The organism is Paenibacillus sp. D9 (assembly GCF_001188365.1).
Classification (GTDB): Bacteria; Bacillota; Bacilli; order Paenibacillales; family Paenibacillaceae; genus Paenibacillus_O; species Paenibacillus_O humicus.
In genome coordinates this window covers 2,282,833-2,301,601 of the sequence record NZ_JZEJ01000001.1, presented here as the reverse complement: position 1 = coordinate 2,301,601, position 18,769 = coordinate 2,282,833, and the positions used below count along the sequence as shown (strand labels likewise).

15 protein-coding genes and 1 riboswitch are annotated in these 18,769 nt (G+C 58.9%); of the genes, 13 read left to right on the top strand and 2 right to left on the bottom strand.

Going from position 1 to position 18,769, the window contains the following annotated elements; all coding sequences use genetic code 11:
* The 10 genes from VE23_RS10515 to VE23_RS10465 all read left to right on the top strand — a co-directional run.
* Nucleotides 1-1,375 (top strand): helicase DnaB (locus VE23_RS10515; RefSeq protein ID WP_232316875.1); only part of this gene is annotated, 1,375 nt, incomplete at its 5' end.
* A gap of 63 nt (nucleotides 1,376-1,438) precedes the next feature.
* The gene (gene dnaI / locus VE23_RS10510) at nucleotides 1,439-2,419 is read left to right on the top strand and encodes a primosomal protein DnaI (protein WP_021878071.1); all 981 of its coding nucleotides are present in this window, start codon (nucleotides 1,439-1,441) and stop codon (nucleotides 2,417-2,419) included.
* Nucleotides 2,420-2,719: 300 nt separating this feature from the next.
* Nucleotides 2,720-4,786, top strand: a complete 2,067-nt coding sequence (locus VE23_RS10505) for an Ig-like domain-containing protein (protein WP_048744699.1) — start codon at nucleotides 2,720-2,722, stop codon at nucleotides 4,784-4,786.
* A gap of 159 nt (nucleotides 4,787-4,945) precedes the next feature.
* Complete coding sequence (locus VE23_RS10500; protein WP_048744697.1) at nucleotides 4,946-5,275, top strand: ArsR/SmtB family transcription factor; 330 nt, start codon at nucleotides 4,946-4,948, stop codon at nucleotides 5,273-5,275.
* Nucleotides 5,272-5,694, top strand: coding sequence for an SRPBCC family protein (locus tag VE23_RS10495; protein WP_021878068.1), 423 nt, complete (start codon nucleotides 5,272-5,274; stop codon nucleotides 5,692-5,694). Before VE23_RS10500 ends, VE23_RS10495 begins: the two co-directional genes overlap by 4 nt.
* A gap of 230 nt (nucleotides 5,695-5,924) precedes the next feature.
* On the top strand, nucleotides 5,925-8,180 hold the full coding sequence (locus VE23_RS10490) for an ATP-binding cassette domain-containing protein (protein WP_049867944.1): 2,256 nt from the start codon (nucleotides 5,925-5,927) through the stop codon (nucleotides 8,178-8,180).
* 410 nt (nucleotides 8,181-8,590) lie between these two features.
* Nucleotides 8,591-9,706, top strand: coding sequence for a sulfate ABC transporter substrate-binding protein (locus VE23_RS10480; RefSeq protein ID WP_048744693.1), 1,116 nt, complete (start codon nucleotides 8,591-8,593; stop codon nucleotides 9,704-9,706).
* A gap of 32 nt (nucleotides 9,707-9,738) precedes the next feature.
* On the top strand, nucleotides 9,739-10,572 hold the full coding sequence (gene cysT, locus VE23_RS10475) for a sulfate ABC transporter permease subunit CysT (protein WP_021878064.1): 834 nt from the start codon (nucleotides 9,739-9,741) through the stop codon (nucleotides 10,570-10,572).
* A 12-nt stretch (nucleotides 10,573-10,584) separates the two neighbouring features.
* On the top strand, nucleotides 10,585-11,469 hold the full coding sequence (gene cysW / locus VE23_RS10470; RefSeq protein ID WP_021878063.1) for a sulfate ABC transporter permease subunit CysW: 885 nt from the start codon (nucleotides 10,585-10,587) through the stop codon (nucleotides 11,467-11,469).
* 3 nt (nucleotides 11,470-11,472) lie between these two features.
* Nucleotides 11,473-11,661 carry a YezD family protein gene (locus VE23_RS10465; RefSeq protein ID WP_021878062.1) on the top strand — a complete coding sequence of 63 codons (189 nt, stop codon included), beginning with the start codon at nucleotides 11,473-11,475 and terminating at the stop codon, nucleotides 11,659-11,661.
* 359 nt (nucleotides 11,662-12,020) lie between these two features.
* Here the strand turns inward: VE23_RS10465 and VE23_RS26455 are convergent, their stop codons facing one another.
* Entirely contained in the window at nucleotides 12,021-12,173 is a 153-nt protein-coding gene (locus VE23_RS26455) for a hypothetical protein (protein WP_021878061.1), read from the bottom strand.
* Between the two features lie 256 nt (nucleotides 12,174-12,429).
* Here VE23_RS26455 and uvrC point away from each other — a divergent pair, with 256 nt between their 5' ends.
* On the top strand, nucleotides 12,430-14,400 hold the full coding sequence (uvrC, locus tag VE23_RS10460; protein ID WP_048744690.1) for an excinuclease ABC subunit UvrC: 1,971 nt from the start codon (nucleotides 12,430-12,432) through the stop codon (nucleotides 14,398-14,400).
* A gap of 247 nt (nucleotides 14,401-14,647) precedes the next feature.
* Entirely contained in the window at nucleotides 14,648-15,166 is a 519-nt protein-coding gene (locus tag VE23_RS10455; RefSeq protein ID WP_048744689.1) for a VanZ family protein, read from the top strand.
* 67 nt (nucleotides 15,167-15,233) lie between these two features.
* Here VE23_RS10455 and VE23_RS10450 read toward each other — a convergent pair whose 3' ends face one another.
* Nucleotides 15,234-16,874 (bottom strand): CPBP family intramembrane glutamic endopeptidase, encoded by a 1,641-nt coding sequence (locus VE23_RS10450; protein ID WP_049867943.1) that lies wholly within the window; start codon nucleotides 16,872-16,874, stop codon nucleotides 15,234-15,236.
* A gap of 237 nt (nucleotides 16,875-17,111) precedes the next feature.
* Nucleotides 17,112-17,279, top strand: a riboswitch (cyclic di-AMP (ydaO/yuaA leader).
* 117 nt (nucleotides 17,280-17,396) lie between these two features.
* Here VE23_RS10450 and VE23_RS10445 point away from each other — a divergent pair.
* Nucleotides 17,397-18,749: a TrkH family potassium uptake protein gene (locus VE23_RS10445; protein WP_048744688.1), complete on the top strand. Its 1,353-nt coding sequence runs from the start codon at nucleotides 17,397-17,399 to the stop codon at nucleotides 18,747-18,749.
* The last annotated feature ends 20 nt before the right edge of the window (nucleotides 18,750-18,769 follow it).

The following is an 18,769-nucleotide window of genomic DNA, read 5'->3' as shown; positions in this document are numbered from 1 at the left end:
GTTCCTTTATTATCAGGTCGCGGAGGGCTACAGCGGGTATTCCTCTCTCGACAGCCAGCGCAAGCTGTTCCTCGGTCTAGGCCTCGACATGAACGATGCCGGCCGCCGGGAGCTGGCCGCATGCGCTTCCGTTCTGGAGGCGCTCGGCTTGCTGACGACCTGCCGGCTGTTCCTGCCGGGCCAGGAGGACGTCATGTACGAATACGAGCTGACAGCGCCGCTGTCGCCGGCCGAGTTTTTCCAGAACCAGCATCTGAGCATGCTGCTGCGGGACAAGGTCGGCAAGTACGGCGTCGTAAGCCTCCAGGAGTCGCTGTTCCAGCGGGAGCCGGACGAGCTCGCCCAGCATGAGCTGGTCAAGGAGAACATTTCGATGCCGTTCTACGAGCTGTTTCGTCTGAACGCCGCCGTCGATCTGGAGCTGGAGCAGGCTCTCGAGGAAACGTCGCCGGTCCGCAAGGCTCCGGTCCAGCCGGAGCAGCCGAGTGCCGGAATCCAGTATGGCGACCTTATCTACCGCTTTCCGCGTGGATCGGCGAACCGCCCTTACGTGGAGAGGCTGCGGGGGGATCAGGACCGGATGGCCCAGCTGAATTACGTCGCATACAAATACGGTCTTGGGGCTGCCGACCTCAGCAGGCTGCTGGACGAAGAGGATGTATTCGACGGACGCGGGGAGCTGCAGCTCGACGACTTGCAGCTCAAGGCCGCCCAGATGTACCGGCAGGACCGCAAGCGCGAGAGCGACCGGGCGCGCCAGACTTCTCGGATGCAGGAGGAGACGGAAGCCGAGCAGCCGGAGCACGGCGTGCTCGCGGAGCATTATTTGCCGGTTCCGTCGCAGCTGTCCGGACGATGCGACATTCAGCAGTACAACATGCTGATGCGCAACGAGCCGCATACCCGCTTCCTGCGCCGGTTTTTCCCCGGCGCCGTGCCGGACTGGATCGAGCGGCAATTCGAGCGGATCGACCTTCACTACAAGCTGCCGGGACCGGTCATCAACGTGCTCGTCCATTATGTCTTCGGGATGAAGGGATCGTCGCGCGTCACGAAAACGTTCATTGAAGCGGTCGCCTCCAATATGCTCGTGCAGCAGGTGGACGAATTCGAGAAGGCGGTCGGTTATGTGAGGGAGCAGATCGAAGTGGAGCGCTCCCGCGAAGCCCAGCAGGCCGGCGCACCGGGCAGGGGGCAGGCTGCTTCCCAGCCGCGGAGCGCCCCGGCTGCCGGCGGCAGAGGCGGCTACCGCCGGACGGGAGCGTCGCGCAAGCCGGTGCTGCCGGTCGTGGGGGATGACGCCGCCGCTCCGGAGGTATCGCCGGAGGAGCTGGAAGAGATTTTGCAGCTTGCGCGCAAGCTGGACGGCAAGTAGAATTTGAGCCCATCGGGCTTTTTGGATAAACGGCCAGCATGAGAAAGAAAGGAGGAGGCAGCTATGGAATCCCTGAAGGATTTGCTCAAGACGATGCCGGGAGGAGCCCAGATTCGGGCCCGGGCCCAAAAGCAGCTGCAGGAGCTGCTGGACGATCCGGGCGTCCGCAAGCTGCGGGAGCAGCATCCCGATATTGACGAAGGCGTGGTGCGGCGCAATTCCAATCTGGTCTATCAATACGTCAAGGAGCATCGCAACTGCTCGGCCTGCCCGGGACTGGACGAATGCCCCAACGACTTCCAGGGCCATTATACGCTGCTGTCCGCGGACGGCTCCAGCGGCGAAACCCGCCTGATCGACCGGAAGACAGCCTGCCGCAAGTTCATCGCCCGCCGCAACGAGGAGCTGATCCGCAGCCGCATCCGCAGCTTCTACGTCAGCGACAAGGTGCTGGCCAAAGCGTATTCCTTCGAAGACATCGCGAGGAAGGACTCGGCCCGCCTGCCGGCGGTCAAGCAGATTCTTCAATATATCGACCGGACCAAAGAGCAGGGCCTGCAGACGGACGGACTGTACTTGACCGGCCAGTTCGGAACGGGCAAGACGTTCCTGATGGGCTATATGATGGGAGAGCTGGCGAAGCTCGGCTACTCGGGCGTCATTGTCTACATGCCGGATTTCGTCGAGGATCTCAAGGCGATGTTCGGCGAGCCGGGCCGTCTCAAGGAGACGATCGATCTGATGAAGGAAGCCGATATTCTGATCTTCGACGACATCGGCGCCGAGAACCTGAGCCCGTGGGTTCGGGATCATGTCATGGGCTCGATTCTGAACTACCGGATGGAGCGCAAGCCGACCTTCTATACCTCGAACCACGCTCTCGACGATTTGGAGCAGCATTTCAGCTTCACGAGCAAGGACGGGGAGGAATACCACAAGGGCCGCCGGATCATGGACAGGATCCGCCCGTTCGTGGAGGTCATCATGGTCAAGGGAAGCAACAAGCGCGGATCCCGGGGAGCTAATCCGGGAGCGGAAACCTGAACATCTCAAGCCATAACGTCCCGATCGAGACTTCCGTCTCGCATCGGGGCTTTTTTTTCGTTTTCTTCCCCTGCTTGACCGATTCTAACCAGCTTGCCCATGACGCTTTGCCGGAACAAGCCCGCGGCGAATTACCGGAAGTTTGCTCGAAACGTGACTTGTTTTGGATGAGACCGCCTTCGACAGAAACATTTCCTCCATAGTGCCGTTAAAGAGGGTACACTCGCTGGCCCCGCATCCGCGATGCGGTTTTTTCTTCTTCCGCGGTTCCGGCAGAAAACCCTTAGGAGGACTGCAAAGATGAGGAAAATCGCTCTGGCATTGCTCGCGCTATCGTTGCTGCTTGGATTAGCCGTCCCAGCCGCGGGAGCGGCGACGCTGACGACGGAGGAGAAGTTCCAAGTGCTGAAGCGGCAAGGTATTATGACCGGTTTCGAGGACGGATCGTCTCGCCTGAACGAACCCATGTCCCGCGAACAGTTTGCTTCCGTGCTCTATAAGCTTCTCGAATTGCCTCATTCCAGTTCCACAGTCGGCTTCGCGGATGTTCTGAAGACACGCTGGTCGTTCACAGCGGTCCAAGCGGTGCGAAGCGCAGGCATCATGGTCGGCAAAGGAAATAATCGATTCGAGCCGACCGCCGCGGTGAAGGTCGAAGAGCTGGCTGTCGTGCTGCTGAAGGTCAACAGCATCCCTGCCGATCCGAAGTCCGGATTCGTTGGCAAAGCATCGGCCTGGGCGAAGGATGCGGTCGGAACCTCTCTTAACAAAGGCTGGATCGCCCCGAGGAACGACTACACGGTCAACGCTACGCGAGGTGTGCTCGTGGAGGCTGTCTACGCGGTCTATGCGGGCTGGGCCAGTGCGCTCGACGTGAAGTCGGTCGAAGGACTGAGCGTCCAGTCGGTGCGGGTGAATCTGAAGGCGAAGGCCGACTCGGCGGATATCGGACAATTCTCCCTGAGGGACGATCTCGGCAACGTCGTGCCGATCCTTCTCGCGACGGTCGGAGGAGACGGGATGTCGGTATTGCTTACAACAGGCTACCAAATCGAAAACCGCAAGCATACCTTAACCATCGAGAGCAAGGCGTGGGCGTACACTTCGGCGAGATCGGACATGGTGAAGCCGACGATAACTGCGTTCGACCGGTCAACAGCCCGCAGCTATGTCCTGACGTTCTCAGAGCAAGTTGACACCAAGACGGCAACGAGTCCCGCGAACTACTTGTTCTCCGGCGGATTGAAGATAACGACGCTGCAGCTCTCTTCGGACAAGAGGCAGGTCACGTTCTCCACGTCGGATCAGTCGGACAACACTCGGTACTGGCTGACCGTCAAGAACGTCAAGGATCTCGCCGGCAACGTCATGGACACGCGATCGGATTTGTCTATCGTAGGCAACGACGACACGACAAAGCCGGCGATCATCGATTCGGAATTTAAGGTGAATGCGGATGCTTCTTTGACTGTCAAATTCAGCGAGAAGGTGAATCGGGACATTGCCGTGCAGACCGGACGGTACAGCATCGACGGCTTGGCGATCGTATCAGCGAGTCTGGACAACGAGGGGCGCACCGTCACGCTTCGGACATCGGCCCAACAAGACAAGACCGTGTACAGCCTTGCCGTATCCGGCATTCCCGACCTGGCTGGCAACATGATGGATAAGAAATCCGGCCTTCTGTTCGGGGGCATCTCCAATCCGATCCTGCCGGTGAAGCTTCAGAGCATAGCCGCGGTTAACGAGAACACCCTGGAGATCGCGTTCGACAGAGATATCAAGGACGCAGACGTCGGTTCCTTAGCAGCAACGATTCTCAAGGATAACGGTGCCAACGTCTCGATGTCCGGCTGGAGCAAATATGTCGTCCGCAAGCCGGGAACGAAAAGGATCGTTGCGGTCCAATTCCGCACGGGAACCGATTCGAATCCGAGCTTGTTCGATCCTGGCCACGTATACACGGCGAGGGTAACAGGCGTGTCGTCGCTCATCTCGCGGGACGGCGCGAACGAATCCGCGTTCGCGGGAACCATAGCCGCCAACGAGGCTCCTTATGCGAAACAGGTGATTGTCTTGAACCGAACGACGATTAAGGTCGTATTCAGCGAACCGGTGAAAAACGTGAACGAGCCGTATTTCGTGATGAAGGAACAGGGAGGAGATGCTGTCGGCATCTCCCATGACGAATTGAACAACACGGGCGCGGTTGTCACCGAGGTGACGCTGAAGCTGTCCAAGGATATGACGCCGGGCCAGGTCTATGTTCTCACGTTCAAACCGGGCATAACCGATGCGGCAGGCTTCAACGGATGGAAGACGAAAAACGGCAATGAGGACATCAGCCTTCTGTTCACAGGTGTTTAATTTTCCAGCACTCATTGACGGCTGCCGAAAGAATGGACCGTTCTCACCGGAGAAGTACAACCTCTTTTATTGACGAGACACCTAATGGTGTCTTATAATTGAAATGTCACCAATTGGTGTCCGGTTATCGGTTCAATTGAATACGTAGGAGAGGGTGTTGTGAGCGAGAACAGCCCGCTGCGGGATGTATATGACGCGATTGCGGACCCGACCAGGCGTAGGCTGATCCGTCTGCTGGCAGAGGCGGATGAGATGCCGCTTCATGAATTGACGGCTCAGTTCGAGATGGGCCGCACAGCCGTATCCAAGCATTTGAGCATTCTCAAGGAAGCTGGACTCGTGCGCGACCGCAAGGTCGGCAGGGAAACGCGGTTCAGGCTGCATGCCGCTCCGCTAAGAGAAATTCAAGATTGGGTCGCTTTCTACAGCAAGTTCTGGAGCGCGAATATGTCGCGCCTGAGTCGACTATTAGAGGAGGAAGAAGAATGAGTTTAACCTTATCCTTGGATTTCCAGTATACGGCGTCGATCGAGAAGCTTTGGTCCGCCATAACCGATTCCGGCAAGCTTGCCAAGTGGGTCGTCGATATTCACAACGGCCAGCCGATGGAAAATGATTTCAAGCCCGTCGTAGGACACCGTTTCCAGTTCCGCACCCAGCCGTCCGAATGGTGGGATGGAATCATCGATGGCGAAGTGCTTGTCGTGGAAGAGCCCGACAAGCTGTCCTATACCTGGGCAAGCGGCGCAGAGAAGCACACGGTTACGTGGACGCTGCAGGATTTGGGGGACGGAAAGGTCAACCTGCATCTCGAACAAGTCGGATTCACAAATGCCCAAGGACTCGAAGGCGCTAAATACGGCTGGAGCAAATGGTGCGGAGAGCTTGAGAAGGTGTTGGCGCTATAGGCAATTTCATTCCGTATGGCGGGAGCTTACCCGTCCTGAATGCTGTACGATGGGGTTCGACAGGGGAACCTGCTCAACCCGAAACAGACCTAAACCGGCTGCATGCAACCTGCAGCCGGTTTAGGTCTGTTCGGATCATCGGACAAGCTCTTGCCGTTTCTTTTTTGTACGCATGAATTCATCCGGAAATGCCGGAAGGAAAGAATAGAAAAATCGGGAGGCGTCAAGCCATGAGCGAATCGAATCAGGAGTACATCGTCATCTCGGGTGCGAGGGAAAACAATCTCAAGGGCGTATCCTTGCGCATTCCCAAGCGGAAGATTACGATCTTCACCGGAGTATCCGGATCCGGCAAGTCCTCGATCGTTTTCGATACCATCGCCGCAGAATCCCAGCGTCTGCTGAATGAAAACTTCAGCATGTTCGTCCGCAGCTTCCTGCCGCGTTTTCCGCAGCCGGACGCAGACGCGATCGAGAACCTCAGCATGGCCGTCATCGTGGATCAGAAGCGGCTGGGCGGCGGCTCCCATTCCACGATGGGCACGATCACCGATATCTCTCCCATTCTCCGCCTTCTATTCTCCCGCGTGGGACAGCCCTATGTTGGAAAAGCGAACATGTTCTCCTTCAATGACCCGCAAGGCATGTGTCCCGAGTGCAACGGGCTCGGCCGCAGCCTGTGCGTCGACCTGAGCAAGGCGGTGGACATGTCGAAGTCGCTGAATGAAGGGGCCGTCATGCTTCCCGGCTATGCGGTGAACAGCTGGGATTGGAATATGATCGTCCAGTCGCGGCCCTTCGATACCGACAAGAAGCTGAGCGAATATAACGATGAGGACCTGGAGCAGTTGTTGTACGGCAAAGCCAGGAAAGTGAAGATGGATTTTGCGGGCAAGGCGACGAACATTACGGTGGAAGGCGTCATCGAGAAGTTCACGAACAAATACATCAAGCAGGATGTGAAGACGAAGTCGGAGCGCACCCAGCAGACTGTCGCGCCTTACATCACCGAGGGCGCCTGTTCCAGCTGCCACGGCGCGAGGCTCAGCCGGGCCGCGCTCAACTGCCGAATCAATGGATACAACATCGCGGAGCTGTCTTCCATCGAGGTCGGCCGTCTCATCGCCGTCATTCGGGAGATCGACGATCCGGCCGCCGCGCCGGTAATCAAGTCGCTGTCGGATCGGCTGCAGCATCTGGTCGATATCGGGCTCGACTATTTGACGCTGGACCGGGAGACGGATACGCTGTCCGGCGGCGAGTCGCAGCGCGTCAAGATGGTGAAGCATCTGAGCGGCAGCCTGGTGGATGTCACCTACATCTTCGATGAGCCCAGCGTCGGCTTGCATCCCCGTGATGTGCACCGGCTGAACGGGCTGCTTCAGAAGCTTCGCGACAAGGGCAATACCGTGCTGGTCGTCGAGCATGATCCCGATGTCATCAAGGTGGCGGATCATATTGTCGACGTCGGGCCTTATGCCGGCAGCCGCGGCGGCTCCATCGTGTATGAAGGAAGCTTCCAACAGCTGCTGGAGTCCGGCACGCTGACAGGCACCCATATGAAGCGCCCGCTCCAGCTGAAGAGCGATTGCAGGCAGCCGACCGGCAAGCTTCACATCAAGGAAGCCACGCTGCACAACCTGCGGAGCTTGAGCGTGGATATTCCAGCCGGGGTGCTGACCGTCGTTGCGGGTGTCGCCGGCTCGGGCAAGAGCACGCTGATCAACGAAGTGTTCCTCGGCCAGCATCCGGATGCGATCGTCATCGACCAATCGGCGATAGGGGTGTCGACGCGCTCGAATCCCGCGACCTACACAGGCATCATGGACGATGTGCGCAAGGCGTTCGCTTCCGCGAACAAGGTGAGCCCGAGCTTGTTCAGCTTCAACTCCAAGGGGGCCTGCGAGAACTGCCAAGGGCTGGGAGTCGTGTACACCGACCTCGGCTACCTCGACAGCGTGAAGCTGCCCTGCGAAGTCTGCGGAGGCAGAAGGTTCAAGGAAGAGGTGCTCACGTACAAGCTGAACGGCAAGTCGATCGCAGAAGTTCTGGAGATGACGGTGGAGCAGGCATTGGATTTCTTTAAGCTAAAAGAAGTTGCGCGCAAGCTCCAGGCGATGAGCGATGTAGGGCTGAACTATGTTACGCTCGGCCAGCCGCTCAGCACGCTCTCGGGCGGAGAATGCCAGCGCATCAAGCTCGCAAGCGAGCTGCACAAGCAGGGCAGCATCTACGTGATGGACGAGCCGACGACCGGCCTTCATATGTCCGATATCGGTCATCTGCTGGAGATCATGAACCGTCTCGTGGATGCCGGCAACACCGTCATCGTCATCGAGCACAACCTCGAGGTGATCAGCCAAGCGGATTGGATCATCGATATGGGACCGGACGGAGGCAGCAAAGGCGGCCGGATCGTGTTCGAGGGCACGCCGGCGCAGATCGTCCGGGCGGAGCAGTCGATCACGGGAAAATACTTGAGGTAAGCAGCAGAACAGAGCATGTGAAAACGGGTTGAGCCCGCAACCGGCGGAGAGCTGGACTGGCGGGAACGACATGAATGGCGGCAAAGGCAAGGGCAGCTGAGGGGCTAATCTCAGCTGCCCTTTTCCATTCAAGCGGCGCCATGGGGATGAATATGAACCTGCCCGCATCCGGTAGAGATGCCTTCGAGGCGTCTAGACTTTCCGGAACGCGGATCAACATGAGCACCGCATGGGAACGGTATCAGCGGCAGTTATGGACGCTATAAGGGTTATTGAAAAATCCGTTGACACCAATGGGAATAGGCTGGTATTATTTGATCCATAAACCAACTAAACAACTAGGAATTATCTCACTTGTTACCGGACCACCGGAACAGGCGGACTTATCTTCCATGAAGGGGTGCTCGTCCATGACAAAGAAAAAGCTTCGCACGCTGCCTCTCCTGTTGCTCTCGGCTTCTCTCGCCTTCACCCTTACCGCCTGCGGCTCCGGCAACAACAGCAAGAATGGAAATGCAGCGTCCGGCAATGCCGGAGGCGCGGCCAACGCCGCAGCCAATGACGGCGGCGCCAAGGCAGAGCCTAAAGGGCCTGTCGAGCTGCTCAACGTATCCTACGATCCTACCCGCGAGCTGTATGTGGCGTATAATGCGGCATTCGCGAAATACTGGAAAGACAAGACAGGCCAGGAAGTAACGGTGAAGCAGTCGCATGGCGGCTCCGGCAAGCAGTCGCTCTCCGTCATCGGCGGCCTCAAGGCCGATGTCGTCACTTTGGCGCTCGGCTACGATATCGACGCCATCGCCGAAAAAGGGCTGATCAACAAGGATTGGAGCTCGAAGTACGAGGACAACAGCGCTCCATACACGTCCACGATCGTCTTCCTCGTCCGCAAGGGCAATCCGAAGGGCATCAAGGACTGGAACGATCTCGTGAAGCCGGGCGTGGAGGTCATTACGCCGAATCCGAAAACATCCGGCGGCGCCCGCTGGAACTATTTGGCGGCATGGGGCTACGCCTCCAAGCAGGACGGCGGCGACGAAGCCAAAACGAAGGATTTCATGAAGCAGCTGTTCAAGAACGTTCCGGTGCTCGACTCCGGCGCGCGCGGCGCGACGACGACGTTCACGGAGCGCGGCATCGGCGATGTCCTGCTTGCGTGGGAGAACGAGGCTTTCCTTTCCCAGAAGGAGCTCGGGGACAAATTCGAGATCGTCTATCCTTCGATCAGCGTGCTGGCGGAGCCTCCGGTAGCCGTCGTCGACAAGGTCGTGGACCAGAAGGGCACCCGCGAGGTCGCCGAGGAATATCTGAAGTATCTGTACAGCGACGAAGGCCAGAAGATCGCCGCCGACAATTTCTACCGTCCGATCAACAAGAGTATCGCGGAGCAGTACAAGGACAAATTCAAGGAGCTTGACCTGCTCCAGATCGACAAGGACTTCGGCGGCTGGGCCGAAGCGCAGAAGAAGCATTTCGCCGACGGCGGAACGTTTGACGAAATTTACACGCCGGGATCCAAGTAAAAGGTTCTGGACGATACAGGAGCTGACTTCACATGAAAGGTTCCCGCACTCGGAGCATTTTACCCGGATTCGGATTGTCGATGGGCATCACCGTGTTCTACCTTTGCATCATCGTGCTGATTCCGCTGTCTTGCGTCCTGCTCAAGACGGCGGAGCTCAGCTGGGGAGAGTTCTGGTCGACGGTGACCGCTCCCCGCGTCATGGCTTCCTACCGCATCAGCCTGCTGACTTCGCTGGCGGCGGCGGTCATCAACGTCGTGTTCGGCTTCATCGTCGCATGGGTGCTGGTACGCTATTCGTTTCCGGGCCGCAAGTTCCTGGACAGCCTCGTCGACCTGCCGTTCGCGCTTCCGACCGCAGTCGCCGGCATCGCCCTGACGGCCATCTACGCGCCTAACGGCTGGGTCGGAAAATGGCTGGAGCCGCTTGGCATCAAGGTGGCCTTCACGCCGCTCGGCATTACGATCGCCTTGATCTTCATTGGTTTGCCCTTCATCGTCCGGACTGTCCAGCCCGTATTGGAGGATCTGGACGCAGAGGTCGAGGAGGCGGCCGTCATGCTTGGAGCCGGAAGATGGCGCACGATTCTGCGCATCGTGCTGCCGGAGCTGACGCCGGCGCTCCTGACCGGCTTCGCGCTTGCGTTCGCCCGGGGCATCGGCGAATACGGCTCCGTCGTCTTCATCTCCGGCAACATGCCGATGCGCACGGAGATTACTCCGCTGCTGATCATGACGAAGCTGGAGTCGTTCGAGCTGGAGCAGGCGACGGCGATCGCTCTTGTGCTGCTCGTCATCTCGTTCGCCATGCTGCTTCTCATCAATTACATCCAGTGGCGGGCCGGCAGGCGCGCGCTGTCGCGATAGGAGGATTGCCCTGTGGCCGGTACCGTAACTTCCCGATTGTCCACCAAGGCCGTTGTCCGGGCGAAGCCCGTAAGCGAGCCGAGTGCCGTCAAATGGCTGCTCATCGGCATCGCCTTCGTCTTTCTTGCGCTGATCGTCCTGCTGCCTTTGCTCACCGTCTTCATTGAAGGAATGAAGCGGGGCTGGGATGTTTATATCAGCGCCTTGACTGATCCCGACGCCGTGTCTGCCCTCAAGCTGACGCTGCTCGTAGCCGTTATCGCGGTACCCTTGAACGCCGTCTTCGGCGTGGCTGCCGCCTGGCTCGTAACCAAGTTCAGCTTCCGCGGCAAAAACCTGCTCGTGACGCTGATCGACCTGCCGTTCTCGGTGTCGCCCGTCATCGCGGGCTTCATTTTCCTGCTGCTCTTCGGCGCCCAGGGTTATCTCGGCCCATGGCTGGATGAGCATAATCTGCAAATCGTATTTGCGACTCCAGGCATCGTGCTCGCGACGATGTTCGTGACCTTTCCTTTTGTAGCCCGAGAGCTGATTCCCCTTATGCAGGCCCAGGGCACGCAGGAGGAGGAAGCAGCCGCCACGCTTGGGGCGAAGGGATTACGAATCTTCTGGAACGTTACGCTTCCCAACATCAAATGGGGCCTTCTGTACGGCATCGTGCTCTGCAACGCGAGGGCCATGGGAGAGTTCGGCGCCGTATCGGTCGTATCGGGACATATCCGCGGAGAAACGAACACCCTGCCTCTGCATGTGGAAATACTGTACAACGAGTATCAGTTCTCGGCATCCTTTGCCGTGGCTTCGCTGCTGATGATGCTGGCGCTTGTTACGCTTGGCGCGAAAAGTCTCGTGGAATGGAAAACCGCGCAGCGGAATAAAGAAACACTGGAGGGATAACGGATGGCGAAACCTGTGGAATTGGATGAAGCCTGGCTGGAGCGCATCGCCGACCAGGTCAACGGGCTGGAGTACGGAGCGGTGGTCATTACAGTTCATGACGGACGCATCGTGCAGATCGACCGTACGGAGCGCAAGCGGTTCGATGCCGCCGCCCTTCGGCAGCAGGGTGCCGCCGCGGCACAGGGATGAATTCAATGCAAGCCGAGCAGGGATAAAAGGACGGGATAGGGGTTGCCCCTATCCCGTCCTTTTTGGTTCTGCCGGCCGGCCTTGCGCCTGGAGTCATGCGCGGCAAATCAAGTGCCCGATCTGGATTCAGTTGGCGTCATCCCATTCCAGACCCTTCATACCGGCGCCTGCGGCCATGGCGAGCTGGGGCACAGAGCTGTTGAGGCTCGGCATCATGATTGCAGCTCCTGGAGCGAGCGCGATGAGATGGTACTGCTGAGTCGGTCTCGACGACCAAAGAGTAAATAGGCCGATAAAAATGAATACCCTCCTGGCCGGAGCCGGAGGGTTGAATTGAAATGTGTGGGTGGAACGGATGCCTAGGAAATGATGTATTTGACAACCACCATGATAATATAGGCAACGGTCATAAAGCCAAGCATGCCGCCGAATCCGACCATAAGATCCATCAGGTCGTCACGCGGTTCCTCGTTCAGATGCTCGCGCGGATCTCTTACATTGACGCTTTCCATTGTTCGCCCTCCTCGCTTCAAGACTCAGGTATCGCCGTCCCGGCCCGGAGGCCGTTATGTATCCGGACAAGACGTTATCGCATCAGCTTGTAATAGTATACCCAACCTGGCGGAGTTATGTAAAGGTGAAATTTGGCTTTTGGAACCGCTGCCGAAAGCGGGATCCGGCCGCGGCTGACGGGTGTCGGCTCCCTGTGCTACAATAGAGAATACGGCAAAAGGCCAGCGGGGCCGAGCCGCGAAAGGTGGATTGTCCATGGATCCCATCAAGGGGAAGCTAGCGCTCCTTCCCGACCAGCCGGGCTGTTATCTGATGAAGAACGGCGAAGGCACCATCATCTATGTCGGCAAGGCCAAAGTGCTGAAAAATCGTGTCCGTTCCTATTTCAACGGAACCCATAACGGCAAGACGCAGCGTCTCGTCTCGGAAATCCGGGATTTTGAATATATCGTCACGGCAAGCAACATGGAAGCGCTCATTCTGGAGTGCAACCTGATCAAGCAGTATCACCCCCGCTACAACGTGCTTTTGAAGGATGACAAGTCCTTTCCTTATATCAAGATTACGAATGAGAAGCATCCGAAGCTGGAGGTTACCCGGCGGATCGTGAAGGACAAGGGCAAATATTTCGGTCCGTATCCGAACGCCTATGCGGCGCAGCAGACCAAGAAACTGCTGGACCGCCTGTATCCGCTTCGCAAATGCAACACGCTGCCCGACAAAGTGTGCCTGTACTACCATCTCGGCCAGTGCCTCGCACCTTGCGAATTCCCGGTGGAGCAGGCGACGTACGACTCCATGGTGCAGGAGATCGCCCGCTTCCTGAACGGCGGCCAGGACGAGGTCAAGGCGGAGCTGCAGCGCAAAATGCTGGAGGCTGCGGAATCGATGGAGTTCGAGCGCGCCAAGGAATACCGCGATCAGATCACGGCGATCGATGCCGTCATGGAAAAGCAGAAGATCACGCTCGCCGACGCGCTCGACCGCGACGTGTTCGGCTATGCCACCGACAAGGGGTGGATGTGCGTGCAGATTCTGTATATGCGCAGCGGCAAGCTGATCGAGCGCCATACGACGACCTTCCCTTATTACGGCGAGGCATATGACGACTTCATGACGTTCGTCACCCAGTACTACAGCGACAACCCGGCTCTGCCGAAGGAAATTCTCCTGCCGGTGCCGCCGGGCGAGCTTCATGCCGGTGCGCCGGAAGAAACGGCAGACTCCGGGCCGTCCGCCGGCCGCGAAAATCAAGCCGCCGCAGCGGCGGCATCTGCGTCTGAAGTGGAGATGGAAGAATCTGAAGCGGCGGCATCATCTGCGAAGATTGCAGAGGTCGCAGCGGACGACGGCGGCGAGGCTGCCGCGGGATCCCATGCGGAGGAGATCCGCACTTCTCTTCAGAGCTGGCTCAAGATCAAGGTCCACATGCCGCAGCGGGGGCGCAAGCGCGAAGTCGTCGGCATGGCGGAGGGCAACGCCAAGGTGACGCTCGACGAGAAATTCAAGCTGATCGAGCGCGATGAGGAACGCAGCGTCAAAGCCGCTTCGGGCTTGGCAGCTTCCATCGGCTTGACGACGATCCGGCGCATCGAGGCGTTCGACAACTCCAATATCCAGGGAACGAATCCGGTATCGGCCATGGTCGTCTTCATCGACGGCAAGCCGGACAAGAAGGAGTATCGCAAGTACAAGGTCAGGACCGTCCAAGGGCCCGATGATTACGAGACGATGCGCGAGGTCATCCGCCGGCGGTACGAGAGGGTGCTCAAGGAAGGGCTGGAGCTTCCCGATCTTATCGTGGTGGACGGCGGCAAGGGGCAGATCAGCGCGGCGGTCGACATCCTCGAGAACGAGCTCGGCCTTCAGGTGCCGGTATGCGGACTCGTGAAGGATGCCAAGCACAAGACGGCGCAGCTTATGGTCGGCGATCCGCCGGAGCCGGTCATGCTGCCGCGCGACAGCCAGGAATTCTATCTGCTGCAGCGCATCCAGGACGAGGTCCACCGCTTCGCGATCACGTTTCACCGAGAGCAGCGGGGCAAGTCGATGGTTCAATCGACGCTGGATTCCATTCCCGGCATCGGGGAGAAGCGGCGCAAGCAGCTGCTGAAGCATTTCGGCTCCCTCAAGAAGATCCGCGAAGCGACCGCCGAGGAGTTCAAGCCGCTCGGCATCGGCTCCGCTCTGGCGGAGCGGATCGTGGCGGCTCTCAAGGAAGAGTAGCGTTCCCATGCCGCGAGACCGGCAAGACACGGAATGAAGCCTGCTTGGCAGCAGCGCCGCGATCGGCGGAGGCTGGCCGAGCAGGCTTTTTTGACGGCTTCTTCTTGACTGCCCCGCCTGACATGCCGGCAGAGTCCCGAACGGAGGTCCCGGAAAAGGCCGGACAAAGGTCCAGTTCATCCGCTGGATGACGTCATGCTATCATGGTGAAGCTGGCAAAAGGCTTCGGCGAGCATGGAGGGAATTCATGAACAAAAACTGCGTTCCGATTCTGTTATGGAGCATGGCGGCGGTGTACGTGCTGCTGATGGCGGAGCTGCTCTTCCTGAGGGAGGGGGACGGCTTGAGAAGCTTCAATCTGATCCCATTCCATACGATCCAGGAATACATGAACGCCGACGGCGGCATGCGCAGGAATGCGGTGGACGTCAACATATGGGGCAATATCCTGCTCTTTGTTCCCGCCGGGATCTATGCCATGCTGATCGGCAAGTCCGGATCGATATGGCCCAGGCTTGCAGCGGTCGCGCTGCTCAGCGCAGGCGTGGAGGCCGGTCAGTATATTCTGGCCGCAGGGGCGGCGGATATCGACGATGTGATCCTCAACTCGACAGGCGGCTTGATCGGAATCACGATCTATTCCGTCCTGAAGCTGGGATTGAGAAAGCAGGAGCGGGTCAAGCTCTTCCTGTCTCTCTTGTCGGCCGGAGTCGGCGTGCCGGTTCTGATCCTGTCCCTCGTTCTGTACGCCGTCAACCGGGTGTGAGCCCAAAGCAAAAAGCAGAGAATCCGGAGATTCTCTGCTTTTGTTCTGAAGCGCTGATGACTGGAGCTTAACCGGGCGCCAGCGGAATGCTGCTGCTCCGCCGCGAGCCGTACCATTTCATCGCCCAGGCCACGCCGGCAGGCGCGGCGATGTAGACGACGCCAGCAACGATATTGCCGGCTCCGCCGATCAGGAAGAGCGAGATCGACATCAGCACGGAGTCCATGATGGCATGGGCGAATACCGCCGTGAAAAATCCGAACCGGAGGAAGATGTATCCGAACAGAAGGCCGAGAATCGTCAGCTCGATCAGCCTCGTCGTAGACGGGTAGATCGGATAGGTCACATGCCCGAGCGCCCAGATGATCGTAGGGATGAGACAGGCGGCGAACGGGTTTTTCAGCCATTTCATCAGGAGGCCGATGCCGAACAGCCGGTATACGGCCTCCTCCTGGATGGCCGCGCACCACGCCAGCAGCGGCATCAGCAGCGGAGCGGCGAGGTTGTAGGGCGACTGGGTCACGTCACTTGTCGACCAGGCTCCGGTAAATGCCGACAGGCCGACCAGGATAACGGTCTGCAGGCCGAGAAGGATGAAGCCGAGCACATAGGCGAGCTTCATGCTGCTCCATGCGGTCTCTCCGAAGCGGGACTCGCGGGAGGTCAGCCACAGCCGCCTGCCCTGCGCGCGCCATAACCCGTCCCCGGCGACGAGGGAGAAGTAGGCGGATAGGGCGAGCAGGAAGGTGAGGCCCATCGTGATGACGAGCTGGACCTGGACGACGGTCTCGGCGTTGGGCCGCGCTCCATACATGGCACGGAGGCCGTCGAGCATGTTCACGTTGTTGACGGCATAGAAGCCGAGGAACACGAGGCTGATCGCCCAGCCGCGGCGGAAGGAGCTGTACTTCCTCATGAGGACGGAATAAATGACGGCGAGAATGAACAGGATTCCGCTCGGCAGCAGATTGCCCAGCAGCGACAGGCTGGAGGCGATCCGGTCCTGATCCGCCGTGTAGGCGAGGTAATCCTTGGGCACTTCATAACGCGGCGTGAATTCCGCCAGGACGGTCTTGCCGCCAGACTCCGCTGCGGCGGCGGATGGCGGAGCGGCCTCGATGGTGAGGCGGGCCTGGCCGATCTGTCCTCCCTGCACGGCATACACCGTCTTGTAGCCCGCCGATTCTCCAACCCTCTCCAGCTTGCCGTAGCCGAGCTCGGCGGCTTGCTTGGCGGCGAGACGGTCGAGCTGTTCCGCGCTCGGGGCAAGGACGTCCGAGGATTCGCCGGCAGAGGGCTTGAACACCTGCTTCCAGCCGATCACCCGGCCGCTGGACATGCCGACCTCGACGAACATCTGCCCTTCGGGCAGGGAGAGGGACACCTGCCACGTATCGGTCGGAACGATCTTGCCGGGACCCTCATCGAATTTTTTGGCGAGCTTTTCTTTGCTGAGGTAACCGGTGATGTCCCGGTCGGATTGGTGGACCGTATGGGCGGTGAGAGGCTCGGAGCCGGTCAGCTGCCGGGCGAAAGCCATCGCTGCCTGCTGAGCGTCGGCCTTGGGAACAGGCTTGCCGGAAGCTTCCTCTCCCGACAGCCCTCCCGCGAAGGAAGGGATGATTTGCAAAATCAGGAAGATGGCGGCTCCAATGATTCCCGTCCAAAAGTACTTTCGATAGCTTTTCTCCAACTCGGAGCTGTTCATGATTGTCCTCCTGACGATGCCTGACTGCAGGGCGAGCTTTTATAACCTTACCACAGCGGCTTTCAAATTATCCATGCCGAGGCAGGGAGAGATCGAGATTTCGCGCAAAAGAAAGAGCAAGGGCAGGATTGCGCCTTGCTGCGCTTGTCCCAGCACTCTTTTCCGCCCCATATCGCCCAGCAAGCTTGGATTGGGACATTGGTAACCCGTCCTCTATCCTATATAATCAAATCCGACCATATAGAACAGCCGAATTTCCAAAAGAATACGGGGGAACCATATAGCTGCCTGGAGCAGCTTGGGGTGAATTCCGTTCCGGCGCAGGCGGCAGCCTGTCGGGAGCGGATAGGGCAGCCGTCATGCCCGAATCCGACAGCTAACCTCGGAGGCTGCTTGACCGGACTCGCAGGGCGCACAGGCACTTGGGTTTCCAGTGCTTTTTTTGTGCTTTCGAAGCGGCATGCGATGATGCCGGGACTTCGCGAACGGCAGGGATATGGAGGCAAAAGGAGAGTCGCCGGCATGCAATCATGGTCTTCCGTATTCAAGCAAGCTTTCAAATTGTCGCCTCCGCGCATTCTCGTCGCCGGATTCGCCGTCATGATCGCCATCGGCTCGCTGCTGCTGATGCAGCCGTTCGCCACGGCCGGCGGAGAGGGCACGAGATGGATCGACGCGCTGTTCACCGCCACCTCGGCGGCCTGCGTCACAGGCCTCGTCGTCGTGGATACCGGCACTCATTACTCGATTGCAGGCCAAATCATCATTCTGCTGCTGATTCAGGTCGGAGGGCTCGGCTTCATGACGATGGCGACGCTGTTCGCCCTCGTGCTGCGCAAGCGCATCTCGCTCAAGGACCGGCTGCTGCTGCAGGAAGCGATGAACCAGAGCTCCATGGAGGGAATCGTCCGGCTGATCCGCAAGGTTCTGCTGTATTCCCTCGTCATCGAAGCGGCGGGAGCGCTGCTGTACGCGGTCCGCTTCGCAGCGGACATGCCGATCGGCCGCGCCGTTTACTTCGGCATCTTCCACGGCGTATCCATGTTCAACAACGCCGGCTTCGACATCTTCGGCGACTACCGGAGCCTCACCGGCTATGTATCGGATCCGCTCGTCAATATCGTGACAATGGCGCTGATCGTTACCGGTGGCCTCGGCTTCATCGTGCTGTCCGATCTGATGGAGTGGAGGAACAACCGCAGGTTCTCCCTCCATTCCAAAGTGGTTCTGCTGGCCACGGGCAGCCTGATCGTCATCGGAGCTGTCGTCATCTTCATCTTCGAATATTCCAACGCCAAAACGATGGAGCCGCTCGGCTTCGGAGGCAAGGTGCTCTCGGCCTTCTTCCAATCCGTCACGACGCGTACGGCGGGAGCCAACACGCTCGACATCGGCGCGATGCGCCAGGCGAGCCTGTTCTTCATGATCATCCTCATGTTCATCGGGGCATCGCCGGGCTCGACGGGCGGCGGCATCAAGACGACGACGTTCATGACGCTCGTCGCCGCGATGGGCGCGATGATCCGCGGCAGGGAGGACATCGTCCTGTTCCGCTACCGTCTGGCCAAGGAGCGCATCATGAAGGCCCTGACGATCACGATGCTGTCGCTTGCGCTCGTGCTCGTCGTGACGATGGTGCTCTGCACCGTCGAGGACCGCGATTTCCTGCGGATTCTGTTCGAGACGGTATCGGCCTTCGGCACCGTCGGGCTCAGCACGGGAATTACAACCAGCCTCAAGGATGTCAGCAAGCTTCTGCTGAGCCTGACGATGTTCGCCGGCAGGCTTGGGCCGCTGACGATGGCCTACGCGCTGAGACCGAAGCAAGGCAAGGAATTATATAAAAATCCAGAAGGCAAGATTATTATCGGATAGGAAAGGAAATAAAGAGACAC